The sequence below is a fragment of the Streptomyces sp. NPDC044044 genome (assembly GCF_056434405.1).
Window position 1 is genome coordinate 227128 of sequence record NZ_JBWKFG010000004.1, and the last position, 12179, is coordinate 239306.

Below are 12179 nucleotides of genomic sequence, written 5' to 3' on the forward strand. Positions count from 1 at the left end.
CCCACCCCTACCGCAGCCCCGACACCTCGAAGACCCCCTTCGCCACATCCCCGTCGAGCCGAGCCGAGATCCGGCCAAGGACCTCAGCGCCGGTCCGCAGCAGCCCGCACGCCACCGCGTCCCGCGCCCCCGCCTCCAGCCGATGCAACAGCAGCGGATTCTCCACGAGCACCTGGGCATCGACCTCCACCCGATTCCCGAGCGAGTCACACAGCACGAGCCGCGCCGCGACCCCCTCGCTGTACCGCACGACGGTCAACAGCCCTGTACAGACGTGCCGATGCCGCAGCAGCCCCCGCACGCCGAGCCACCCCGGGCCCACCGTCACCCGCACCGGATGCAGGATCAGATGGAGCAGCCCCGAAAGCCCCGCCCACAGCCCGCCCCGCAGCACGTCCAACGTGCCGTTGGCCAGGTCGATCAGGACGACCAGCGCGAACAGCGCGAGAGCGCAGAATGCGGCGGCCCGCACATCCGCCGCCCAGCGCCGGTCGGACACAACACCGCCCCGGCCCCCTGCCGCGCCCCGCAGGACGTCACCACCATCCCTGTCATGTCGCATGTGCGGCACCGTAGGACGGACTCGCCGCGGAGTCAGCACCGTTGACGTACCGCTGACGCCCCACGTCAAAGAAGCGTGAAGATCCGCACCCCAGGCGCCAAGGAGCCGCCAAAAGGGCGCGCGGCCGGCTCGGGGCACACCCACGCTGGGCACCACGCTGGGCATCGCTCAAGCGAACGAACCCGCCTGGAGGGGCCCACCCATGACCACCGTCTCCGAGACCCCGGACAGCCCGGTCGCCGCCGAGGAACCCCCGGATACCGAAGGCGCGGCAGGCCCCGAGGACCGCCACCGGCTCACCGCCCTCCAGGGCCTCGCCGCGCTCTCCCTCGACGCGATGGCCTCGGTCGCCTACGGCCCCGAGGCCATCGTCCTGGTCCTCGCGGCGGCGGGCGGGTACGGGCTCGGCTTCACGCTGCCGGTGACCCTGGGCATCGCCGCGCTGCTCGCCGTGCTCGTCGCCTCCTACCGCCAGGTCATCGCCGCCTTCCCCGACGGCGGCGGCAGCTACGCCGCCGCCAAGACCCACCTGGGCCGCCGCGCGGGCCTGGTCGCAGCGGCCTCGCTCGTCCTCGACTACGTCCTGAACGTCGCCGTCGCCGTCACCGCGGGCGTCGCGGCGCTCACCTCCGCCTTCCCGGAGCTGTACGGCGACCGGGTGTGGATATGCCTGGCCGTCCTCGTCCTCGTCACGGCCGTCAATCTGCGCGGCATCGTCGACTCGGCGCGCGTCTTCATCGCCCCGACCGCGATATTCGTCGGCGCGATCCTGACCATGATCGTGGTCGGTCTGTTCCGCGAGGGCCCTGTCAGCACGGCCGCCGCCGAGGGCCACGCGTCGGTCCTCGCCTCCAATGCCACTTCCGTCGGCGCGCTGCTCCTCCTGAAGGCGTTCGCGTCCGGCTGCTCCGCCCTCACCGGCGTCGAGGCCATCGCCAACGCCGTGCCGTCGTTCCGCGCCCCGCGCGTCAAGCGCGCCCAGCACGCGGAGGTCGCGCTCGGCGCGCTGCTGGGTGTGATGCTGATCGGCCTGTCCGTGCTGATCTCCCGCTTCGGGCTCCAGCCGGTCGAGGGCGTCACCGTCCTCGCACAGCTGGCGGACGCGTCACTCGGCCACAACTGGGCTTTCTACGTGGTGCAGTTCGCGACGATGATCCTCCTCGCCCTCTCCGCGAACACGTCCTTCGGCGGTCTGCCCGTCCTCATGGGCCTGCTGGCCCGGGACAACTACCTGCCCCACGTCTTCGCCCTGAAGGCCGACCGCCAGGTCCACCGGCACGGCGTCCTCGCGCTTGCCGCCGTATCGGCCGCGCTGCTCGTCTTCTCCGGCGGCGACACCAACACGCTCGTGCCGCTCTTCGCGATCGGCGTCTTCGTCGGCTTCACGCTCTGCCAGACGGGGATGGTGCTCCACTGGCGCGCGGCGGGCAGACCCGCGAAGGCACTCCTCAACGGCTTCGGCGCGCTCCTGACCGGCATCTCGGCGGTGGTCGTCACGGCCACCAAGTTCACCGAGGGCGCCTGGCTCATCGTGCTCGCGCTGCCCGCGATCGTGCTCTGTTTCGAGGCCGTGCACCGCGCCTACCGGCGGATCGGCGACGACCTGGGCCTCGGCCGCGTCCCGGAGCCCCCGCACCGCGACCACTCCCTGGTGATCGTCCCGGTGTCGAACCTGTCCCGCCTGACCTGCGAGGCCCTGAACGCGGCCGTCTCCCTCGGCGACGAGGTCCGCGCGGTGACGGTCACCCACCAGGACGCCGACGACCGGCGCGCGTCGGAGGCGCTGCGCCGCGACTGGGAGCTGTGGAACCCGGGCGTCGACCTGGTGGAGCTGCCCTCGCTGACGCGCACGGTCGGGCGGCCGGTGGCGGAGTACGTGCGGAAGATCTACACGTACCACCCGGCCACCCGCGTCACCGTCCTGATCCCCGAGGTGGAGCCCGCCCACGTCTGGCAGCGCCTGCTCCAGAACCAGCGCGGCTCGGTCCTCGCACACGCCGTGCGCCGGGACACGGACGCGGTGATCTGCCGCCTGCGGTTCCGCCTTGCGGCGGGGCGGAGCCGGTCCTAGCGTCGGCGCCATGAGCGGAAGCACGGGCAGGAGGATCACCGAGAAGCTGTCGGACGAGGCGCTGCGCGAGGCGACGGGCAAGGACTGGCCGCAGTGGTTCGCGGTGCTCGACGCCTGGGGTGCCATGTCCCGGAACCACACGGAGATCGCCCGCCACGTCCGCGAGGACCACGCCGTCGACGGCTGGTACGCCCAGTCCGTGGCCGTCGGCTATGAACAGGAGCGCGGCCTGCGCGAGGTCGGCCAGAGCAGTACGGGCGCCTGGCGGACCAGCGGCAGCAAGACCATCGGGGCCACGGCGGCGCGGGTCATCGAGGCCTTCGCGGACGACGACGTGCGCCGGCGCCGGCTCCCCGGCGTCGACTTCACCCTGCGCACGCACCGTCCCGCGAAATCGGTGACGGCCGACTTCAAGGACGCGACCGGCGCCACCACCCGCATCTCCGTGACCCTCACGGTCAAGGGCCCGGAGAAGACGGCGGTGGGCGTCGGCCACGAGAAGCTGCGGGACGCGGCGGAGGTCGCGGCGTACAAGGTGTTCTGGCGGGAACGCCTGGCCGAGCTCAAGTCGCTCCTGGAGCGTTCAGGACCGTCCGGCGTCTGAGGGCCCCTACGCCCGCACCTCGAACCGGTGGAGCGAATACCCGTACGTCGTCTGCCGCTTCACCCCCTGCATGCGCACGTGCCGCGCCGCGACCGGTTCGACGACGACGGAGTCGACGCCTGGCGTGGTCCGCCCCCTGCGTTCGGCGACCGTGCGCCAGCCCGACGCGCCGTCCGCGGCCTCGGTGACCTGGATGTCGTAGTCGCGCCCTGCCGCTGCCTCCCAGTCGAGGACCACGCGCCGTACGGTGCGCGCCTCCCCCAGGTCGACGGCCAGCCACTCGCCGTCGGTGTACTTCGAGGCCCATCGGGTCGCCGGATCCCCGTCGACGGCGTTCTCGGGGCCCAAGGACGCGGTCTCCGCGGAAGATGCCGTCGCCTTCCTGCCCCGCGCCAGATCGGGGGCGTCGAAGACCTGCGCCGACCACAGCGTCCACCGAACGCGCTCGCTCTCCCGCCCGCGCACCCGCACGTACCGCGCCTTCGCGGCGCCGAACTCCAGCTCGTCCCAGCCCGGTTGGGTGCGTCCACGTCGGGACGCGACCCTCCGCCAGCCCGAATCCCCGTCCTGCGACACCTCGATGTCGTACGAACGCCCGTGCTCACGGCCCCAGTCGAGCCGCACCCGCGCCACATCCCGCACCTCCCCGAGGTCGACCCGCAGCCAGGGTCCGCCCCGTTCGAGGCCGCTGGTCCAGGCGGTGACGGGGTTTCCGTCGGATGCGTACGAGGCGTGCGCGCCGGAGGACGCGGTGGCGGGGGCGCCGAAGGCGAGCTGGTCGGGCTCGGCGAGGGTGGGCGTGACCGTCGTCAGGCCGGGCCCCAGCGAGCCGCGTCGCAGCAGCGCGGTGAACTCCCCGTACGCCAGGCCCTGTCCGGCGCCGCTCCACATCTTCTGGGCGAGCGTGCCGTACGTCTTCTCGATGAGCCCGTGGACGTCCTGCTGGGTGTACGTGGCGTGGACGAGGTCGTTCCAGACGGCGGACATCGCGCCGCGCAGGGCGGGATCCCCGGGAGCGAGGCTCTCCTTTCCCGGGAAGACGTGCGGCTCCCAACTGTCGTACAGATAGCGGCCGTCGAGCCCGTGACCGTGGTAGTAGTCGGCGAACGGGACGACGTACAGGAGCCCGTCGTTCGTGTTGACGATCTCGTACCCGTCGGCCTTGGCGGCCTGCGGCCCGTACCAGCCGTTGTTCCAGCTGTGGACGGTGACGTCCCGGTCGTACCCATCGGCCGAGCCGGCCATCTCGGTCAGGCTTCCCCAGGCGCGCGGATGCTTGCCGAGCGAGCGCACATGGGCGGCCATGTCGTTGAAGTAGGCGCGGTACTGGGCCTCGGGCCCGGTGTACTCGTCGGCCCCGTAGTGCACCTCGGGGCTGCGGAACCACGGCACGAACTCCGCGAAGACCTCCTTCATGAAGGCCGTCGTCTCGGGCTTGGCGAGGTCGAGGTGGTCGGAGTTGCCGCCGTCGAGCCCGAGGGAGGGGCGGAAGCGCACGAAGGAGCGCGAGTGCGCCGGGGCGTCGATCTCGGGGGTGAGCTGGACGGCGTGCAGGGCGGCGGTGTCCTCGAAGGAGTCCCAGTCGGCGCGGGAGTACGACCCGTCGGGTGCGGCGAGCCCCGCCCACTCGGGGGCGTCGCTCCGCAGCCGGAAGGCGTCGTAGGCCTTGCTCCAGTCGCCGTCCGGGGCCTTGATCTCGTTGTCGTTGAGGTGCAGCTGGAGATCATTGAGCTTGAACCACCCCATGACGCGGAGGTAGTCCCGCACGAACCCGGGCGTGAAGAAGCGCCGCCCGACGTCCAGCATGAAGCCGCGCAGACGGTAGTTGGGCCAGTCCTGGGCCGTCCCGGACGGTACGCGGGAGCGCTGCTCGTCGTGGAGGAGGATCTGGAGGAGGGAACGGGTCCCGTAGTAGACGCCGCTGTAGGCGGGCGCGGTGACGGTCACGGACGCGCCCGTGACGGCGAGCTGGTACCCCTCGCGGACGTAGAGCGCACCGCCCTCGCCGTGCCGGGCGGCCGGGTCGAGCCGCAGCAGGATCTCGCCCCGGGCGGCCCGGGAGCGCCGGGTGGCGCGGGGCGGGGCGACCGTCACTCCGGTGACATCGGCGAGGTCACGGGTCAACTGCCGGGCAAGAGGCATGAGTTGATCGGCATCCCGGGCCGGGACGACGACACGCGAGTCCTGGGTGAGCCGGTACGCCCCGTCGCCGCCTTCCCACTCCTGGAGGGCGGGGATGACGGTGGGGCGCGGGTTGCCGAGGGTGTCCTCATGGGCAGCCGCATGGGCGGCCGACGGCAAGCGCAACGGCAGGGCGACGGCGGCTCCCGCGACAGCTGTCGCGGTGATGAGAGTGCGACGGGAGAGGTTCGTCATGGCAGTGGACTACACCACTCGACTCCCCAACTTCACAAGAGAATCAACAGAATCACCCGATGACTCCGGACTCCGACGACTCTCCCCCGAGTGGCGCACACCGGTCGGCAGGCAGACGATGGAGTGAAGGGGTCGGCTGGTGATGACGTCGGCCGTGGACCCCGCGGCGGCGACACAACTGACTCCGAGTTCGTGGGCATGGCCCGGACGGAGGAAGTCGTCATGATCGAGGTCAAGGCGGTCGAGAAGCCGGACGAACGACGCGATTTCCCCCGTGGTCACCTCGACGCCGTCCATCTCACGGGGCTGGACTTCGCCGTGGGCACGTTCGAGCCCGGCTGGCGCTGGTCCGAGTCCGTGGCCCCGCTCGCGGGGACCGAGAGCTGTCAGATCCACCACAACGGCTATGTCGCCGAGGGACGGATGCACATCCGCATGGACGACGGCGCCGAGTCCGAAGTCGGACCGGGCGACGTGTTCGTGTGCCCGCCCGGACATGACGCCTGGGTCGTGGGTGACGAGCCGGTCGTCGTGTACGACTTCGCGGGCGGCATGGCGCAGGAGTACGCGAAGGCGGCGAAGGGATGACCGACCGCTCGGGTCCGACGGGCCACAGGGCGAGGGGTGACGGGTGACGGACGGTCGAGTGAGTGAGTGACGGGCGACGGGCAGCCGAGTGAGTGACGGGCGACGGGCTGTCGGAGTAACGCATCAGCTTCGGGGTGCTGGACGTATTCTCCAACTCGGCATAGAAATAGCCTGGTTCACCCATGCAGGGGGGCACGATGCCATGCCGTCGAACTCCAAGATCCTGGTCGTCGACGACCATGAGGACACCCTCTTCGCCCTGGAGAGCGCACTGACCCCTCTCGGCTACCCACTGGCATCCGCGACCAGCGGTGACGACGCCCTGAAGCAGATACTGCGCGGGCAAGTCGGGCTCGTCCTGCTGGATTTACGCATGCCGGACGTCAGCGGCCTGGACGTCGCGCGCTACATGCGCGGCCTGGACCAAACACGTTCCATCCCCATCGTCCTGCTGACCGGATACGACGTCAGCCGAGAGTTGGCCACCACGGCCTTTCTGCTCGGGGTGGCCGACGTAGTCCTGAAGCCCATCGACCCGCTGACCTTACGTACCAAGGTTCGCTACCTCTTCGAGACCCATCAGCGACTGCAGTCGATGCAGCAGGAGATCGACGAATTGCGCGCCCAGCTGAAGGGCGGCCCCGCCGCCCCCATGAACAGCAGACTTCCAGCCCCGCAACGCACGCGCGACCGGCGCGGCCACCCCTAGTCGCCTGGACGAAGTCCCTGCTCAAGCCCGAAGAGAGCCTGTTGCCCGAGGGCACTATCAGGCCACTTAGGCATGTCTCCTGTGGTGAGATGAGCTTCTGGTGTGTCTCGGGACGCACGTAAACGACAAAACGGGGGAAAGTTACGGTGTCGAACCGTCCGGCGGATTGGCATGTACTGGACTTGGACAAGGACCCGACGCCCGGTGATCCGGACCGGGTGAGGAACCTGGCGAAGAACTTGCACGACTTCGCCGACGATGTCTCGAAGGTCCTGCGGGACATCAAGGGGATGGCGGGCGAGGACGCGATCCTCACCTGGGCGGGCAAGACGGCGGAGTCCTTCACGGCGGAGTTCGAGGACGCGCCGGGCAAGTTGAAGAAGCTCAAGAAGAGCTACGAGATGGCCGGGGACGCCCTGTCTACGTACTGGCCGGAGCTGGAGCGCGCCCAGGCCCTTGCGGACAAGGCCCTGGTCAAGGGCCGTGAAGCGCAAGGGGACTTGAGCAGCGCCCAGACCCGACTGACCTCGGCCGACTCCTGGATGGACAAGGCGGGCAAGGAAGCCGACAAGTACAAGGACGACAAAGACTCCGGCAAGGACGTTCCGAAGCCCGACCCCGACAAGGTCAAGGCCGCCACCCGCAACGCGAACTCCGCCGAGAAGGCCCAGAGCGCCGCCAAGTCGGATGTGTCCGCCGCGAAGAGCAACCTCGACGCCGCGAAGAAGATGGCCGAGGACGCGCGCAAGATGCGCGAGGACGCCGCCGGGACGGCGAAGAAGAAGCTGGAAGACGCCTCCGACGCTGGCATCCAGAACCGCAAGTGGTGGGAGGAGGTCGGGGACTGGGTCACCGACAACTGGGACACCATCGTCGCCGTCTGCAAAGTCGTCGTCGCCGTACTCGGCGTCATCGCGCTGATCATCGGCGGCCCGATCCTCGGCGCGATCGTCCTCATCGCCGCCCTCGTCGTCCTCGCCGACACCCTCCACAAATACGCCAACGGGGAAGCAGGCCTCCTCGACGTCGCGTTCGCCGCCCTCGACTGCATCCCCGGCATGAAGGCCCTGACCAGCCTCCGCGGCCTCGCCAAGGGCATGAAGGGCCTCAAGTCCGCCGCACGCGGACTGCGCTCCGGGGCAGGGGGACTCCGCAAGGCCCTTTCGGGCGGCATGAAGAAGGTGGCGGGCAAGGGCAAGCCGAGCAAGGGCCGCTGCAAGAACGGCGACCCCATCGACATGATCTCCGGCGAAATGCTCATGGAGTGGACCGACGTCGCCCTGCCGGGCCTGCTCCCGCTCGTCCTCCAGCGCACGCACCTGTCCACGTACCGCTGGGGCCACTGGTACGGCGACTCATGGGCCTCGACGCTGGACGAGCGGGTCGTGATCGACGACAAGGGTCTGATCTACGTCACCGAGGACGGCCAGCTGCTGTCCTACCCCCACCCCGAACCCGGCGGTGAACCAGTACTGCCCGCCCACGGCCCCCGCTGGCCGCTGAGCATCGACGACGCGGGCACGGTCACGGCCACCGACCCGCACACCGGCCGCGTCCGCCACTTCCTCCCGGTCACGCCCGACACGGCGGACGCGACGGACAAGGAACCCACACCCGAGGAACGGCACGAAACCCTGCCACTGCGAGCCATCACCGACCGCAACGGCAACCGCATCGACATCGACCACGACCCCACCGGCGCACCCACGACGATACGCCACACCGGCGGCTACCACCTGAAGGTGGACACCGACGACCACCGCGTCACCGCGCTGCGTCTGCTCACCCCCGGCACCCCCGGCACCCCCAGCACCGAGGACGCCCACACCCCCGGCGCCACGCTGGTGGCCGCGTACGGCTACGACGAGGTCGGCAATCTGGCCGAGGTCCACAACTCGACCGGCCTGGTGCTGCGTCTGGACTACGACGACCGGGCCCGCATCACGTCCTGGACCGACAGCAACGACACCTGGTACCGCTTCACCTACGACGACGAGGACCGCTGCGTCCGCGGCGAGAGCACCGCGGGCCACCTGGCCTGCACCATCGAGTACCGCCCCGATGAGCAGGAAACCCGCTACACCGACGCACTCGGCCACATCACCGTCTACCGCTACAACGACCTCAGCCAGCTCCTGTCCGAGACGGACCCGCTGGGCGGCGCCGTCCACACCGAGTGGGACAGCTGGAACAACCTGCTCGCCCGCACCGACGCGCTGGGGCACCGCACCGAGAACACCTGGGACGAGCGCGGCAATCTGACCGCGACACGTGCTCCGGACGGCACGTTCGCCAGTGCGGTGTACGACGACCTCAACCTGCCGGTCGAGATCGTCGGCCCGGACGGCGCCGTCCTGCTCCAGGCATGGGACGAGCACGGCAACCGCACCAGCATGACCGCCGCCGACGGCATGACTCACCACTTCACCCACGACGCCACCGGAGCGGTGTCCACCATCACGGACCCCCTCGGCCACACCACCGAGCTGCGCTGCAACGCGGCGGGCCTGCCGCTGGAGGTCACGGACCCGCTGGGCGCGGTGACCCGCTACGAACTCGACGCCTTCGGCCGCGCGAGCACGATCACGGACCCGACGGGCGCGACCACACGCCTTGAGTGGACGGTGGAGGGCAAGCTGGCGCGGCGTACGGAGGCGAACGGCTCATCGGAGTCGTGGACGTACGACGGCGAGGGCAACTGCACCTCGCACACGGACGCGATGGGCGCGACCTCGACGCACGAGTACACGCACTTCGACCTGATCGCGGCCCGCACGGACCCCGACGGCGTCCGCTACGAGTTCGACCACGACACCCAGCTCCAGCTCCGCAAGGTCACCAACCCACAGGGTCTGGCCTGGAGTTACGAGTACGACCCGGCAGGCCGCCTGGTGGCGGAGACGGACTTCGACGACCACACACTGACGTACGCCCACGACGCGGCGGGCCAGTTGGTGACCCGTACGACGGCCGCGGGCGACGAGATCACCTACGAACGGGACGCGCTGGGCCGGACGGTCACGCAGAACGTGGCAGGCGCCGCGATCACGCGCTACACCTACGACGCGACAGGCGCCCTCACCGAGGCGGTGGGGCCGGACGTGACCCTGTCCCTGGCCAGGGACAGGTCAGGCCGTCTGCTCTCGGAGACGGTCAACGGCCGCACGCTGACCCATACCTACGACGAACTGGGCCGCCGTACCGCCCGCACCACACCGTCCGGAGCGACGAGCACCTGGGCGTACGACGCGGCAGGCCACCGCACCGAACTGATCTCGTCCGGCAGCAGGTTGGCGTTCACGCACGACGGGGCGGGCCGGGAACTCACCCGCACGGTCGGCGAGGCCCTGACACTGACGAACGTGTACGACGTCGTGGGCCGCCTGTCGAAACAGGAACTGATGGGCCCGGCCCACACGCGTGTCCAGCACCGTGTGTACACCTACCGTGCGGACGACCATCTGACCGGCATGGAGGACCAGCTCAACGGCACTCGGAACTTCGACCTGGACGCGGCAGGCCGCGTCACGGCGGTCCACGCGGCGAGCTGGTCGGAGACCTACGCCTACGACTCGGCGGGCAACCAGACCGACGCCTCCTGGCCGGCCAGCATGCCGGGCCAAGAGGCAACGGGGCCCCGCGCGTACGCCGGCACCCGTATCACCGCAGCAGGCAGCGTCCGCTACGAATACGACGCTGCGGGCCGCACCACCCTGCGCCAGAAGACCCGCCTGTCCCGCAAACCCGACACCTGGCACTACGAATGGGACGCGGAAGACCGCCTCACGTCCGTGGTGACCCCCGACGGCACGAGGTGGCGCTACCTCTACGACCCCCTGGGCCGCCGAATATCCAAACAGCGCATGGCGGAACAAGGGGCGGCGGAAGAGGGAGTGGCGGAGCAGGTCGACTTCACCTGGGACGACATGACCCTCTGCGAACAGACGAGCCGCGCCCCGGGCACACCGGAATCAGTGACCCTCACCTGGGACCACGACGGCCTGTGCCCGCTGGCCCAGACAGAGCGCAAACACCTCACCGACGAAGAAGTGGACGCCCGCTTCTACGCCATCGTCACCGACCTCGTCGGCACCCCGACCGAACTCCTCGACGAACAAGGCGACATCGCCTGGCGTTCCAGAACCACCCTGTGGGGCACCACGGTCTGGAACCGGGGCGCCACCGCCTACACCCCCCTGCGTTTCCCCGGCCAGTACTACGACCCCGAGACGGGGCTGCACTACAACTACTTCCGGCACTACGACCCCGAGACCGCCCGCTACCTGACCTCGGACCCGATCGGTCTCGCCGGTGGCTTCGCGCCGCACAGTTACGTCCCCAACCCGTTCATGTGGATCGACCCTCTCGGCCTGTCCCTCCTCGACGTCAGCAAGAACGGCGTGAAAATCGTCGTGCACGAGTACGACGTCGACAAGCCGGCGCACGCTCATGTCACCGGCGGCGGGGGCCGCGAGGTCAGGATCGGACCGAACGGCAAACCCCTCCACAACCAACCGGAACTTTCGAGCAAGCAGCGACAAGCGGTGGAGCATTTCAAGCCGCAGATCAGGACCGCCGTCAGGAAGCTCGGCAAGCGGAGTCAGGCGGAGGAGCGGGCTGCGAAGGCGCAGCGCGAGGCCGCCGAGACCGGCAAGAAACCCTGCAAGTAGGGATGAAGCAATGACATTGCATTCCGATGTGGCCGAGTTGCTGGCGGAGGCCGGCATCATCGACGTGGACGTCGACGAGGCCGTCGCGGACGACCACGCCCGAACGTCCGCGTACCTGCGCGTCGTCTCGGTGATCGCTTCCTCGCGGAGCCGCGACCGGGACCGCGCGATCGTGGCCACGATCCTGCGTGACCCCGACGAGTCGGGGGCCAAGACGGCGGTGGTCGCCCTCGTGGACGAGATCGCGGGCAAGGTGACCGGTCCTGCCGAGTTCCGGCGGTGGTCGGCCGAACTGCTGCCGGAGATCGACCGGCTGAAGGTGGAGGCATTCCGCGAGTTCATCCGCCGCCGCATCCACGACTGGCTGTTCTACCTGTCCGTCGAGGACGGCCATGTGCCGACACCGGCCGAGTTGGCGGAGGTCACGGACTGGATGCAGCGCCACCTCGCCGAGTCGTCGAGGTCTCCGGCCGTACTCGCCGTCGTCGCCGAGTCGGCCCGCACCAAGAAGACACGGAACATCGCGAAGAACCGAGCCGGCAGCCGCGAGCTGAGAACGGAATGAGTCGGTAGCGGCAAGGGCAGGCGCGCCGACTGCC

At 69.8% G+C, this 12179-nt stretch carries 8 protein-coding genes; 6 read left to right on the plus strand and 2 right to left on the minus strand.

Annotation, left to right across the window (positions count from 1 at the left end; translation table 11 throughout):
- Positions 1 to 7 precede the first annotated feature (7 nt).
- Positions 8 to 562, minus strand: coding sequence for a hypothetical protein (locus AC07AG_RS16775; RefSeq protein WP_478755839.1), 555 nt, complete (start codon positions 560 to 562; stop codon positions 8 to 10).
- Between the two features lie 202 nt (positions 563 to 764).
- Here AC07AG_RS16775 and AC07AG_RS16780 point away from each other — a divergent pair, with 202 nt between their 5' ends.
- Together AC07AG_RS16780 and AC07AG_RS16785 are read left to right on the plus strand one after the other, a co-directional pair.
- On the plus strand, positions 765 to 2633 hold the full coding sequence (locus AC07AG_RS16780) for an APC family permease (RefSeq protein WP_478755840.1): 1869 nt from the start codon (positions 765 to 767) through the stop codon (positions 2631 to 2633).
- A gap of 10 nt (positions 2634 to 2643) precedes the next feature.
- Positions 2644 to 3237 carry a hypothetical protein gene (locus AC07AG_RS16785; protein ID WP_478755841.1) on the plus strand — a complete coding sequence of 198 codons (594 nt, stop codon included), beginning with the start codon at positions 2644 to 2646 and terminating at the stop codon, positions 3235 to 3237.
- A gap of 6 nt (positions 3238 to 3243) precedes the next feature.
- Here AC07AG_RS16785 and AC07AG_RS16790 read toward each other — a convergent pair whose 3' ends face one another.
- Positions 3244 to 5613, minus strand: coding sequence for a discoidin domain-containing protein (locus tag AC07AG_RS16790; RefSeq protein WP_478755842.1), 2370 nt, complete (start codon positions 5611 to 5613; stop codon positions 3244 to 3246).
- 222 nt (positions 5614 to 5835) lie between these two features.
- Here AC07AG_RS16790 and AC07AG_RS16795 point away from each other — a divergent pair, with 222 nt between their 5' ends.
- The 4 genes from AC07AG_RS16795 to AC07AG_RS16810 all read left to right on the plus strand — a co-directional run bounded on the left by AC07AG_RS16795 (position 5836) and on the right by AC07AG_RS16810 (position 12145).
- On the plus strand, positions 5836 to 6201 hold the full coding sequence (locus AC07AG_RS16795; protein WP_478755843.1) for a cupin domain-containing protein: 366 nt from the start codon (positions 5836 to 5838) through the stop codon (positions 6199 to 6201).
- A gap of 202 nt (positions 6202 to 6403) precedes the next feature.
- Positions 6404 to 6910 carry a response regulator gene (locus AC07AG_RS16800; protein ID WP_478755844.1) on the plus strand — a complete coding sequence of 169 codons (507 nt, stop codon included), beginning with the start codon at positions 6404 to 6406 and terminating at the stop codon, positions 6908 to 6910.
- 146 nt (positions 6911 to 7056) lie between these two features.
- Positions 7057 to 11580 (plus strand): RHS repeat-associated core domain-containing protein, encoded by a 4524-nt coding sequence (locus tag AC07AG_RS16805; RefSeq protein ID WP_478755845.1) that lies wholly within the window; start codon positions 7057 to 7059, stop codon positions 11578 to 11580.
- Positions 11581 to 11590: 10 nt separating this feature from the next.
- Entirely contained in the window at positions 11591 to 12145 is a 555-nt protein-coding gene (locus tag AC07AG_RS16810) for a hypothetical protein (protein ID WP_478755846.1), read from the plus strand.
- Positions 12146 to 12179 lie beyond the last annotated feature (34 nt).

Bases quoted from the DNA above. Each gene is read 5' to 3' on its own strand.
- AC07AG_RS16775 (WP_478755839.1), bottom strand. From the start codon at position 562: ATGCGACATGACAGGGATGGTGGTGACGTCCTGCGGGGCGCGGCAGGG.
- AC07AG_RS16780 (WP_478755840.1), top strand. From the start codon at position 765: ATGACCACCGTCTCCGAGACCCCGGACAGCCCGGTCGCCGCCGAGGAA.
- AC07AG_RS16785 (WP_478755841.1), top strand. From the start codon at position 2,644: ATGAGCGGAAGCACGGGCAGGAGGATCACCGAGAAGCTGTCGGACGAG.
- AC07AG_RS16790 (WP_478755842.1), bottom strand. From the start codon at position 5,613: ATGACGAACCTCTCCCGTCGCACTCTCATCACCGCGACAGCTGTCGCG.
- AC07AG_RS16795 (WP_478755843.1), top strand. From the start codon at position 5,836: ATGATCGAGGTCAAGGCGGTCGAGAAGCCGGACGAACGACGCGATTTC.
- AC07AG_RS16800 (WP_478755844.1), top strand. From the start codon at position 6,404: ATGCCGTCGAACTCCAAGATCCTGGTCGTCGACGACCATGAGGACACC.
- AC07AG_RS16810 (WP_478755846.1), top strand. From the start codon at position 11,591: ATGACATTGCATTCCGATGTGGCCGAGTTGCTGGCGGAGGCCGGCATC.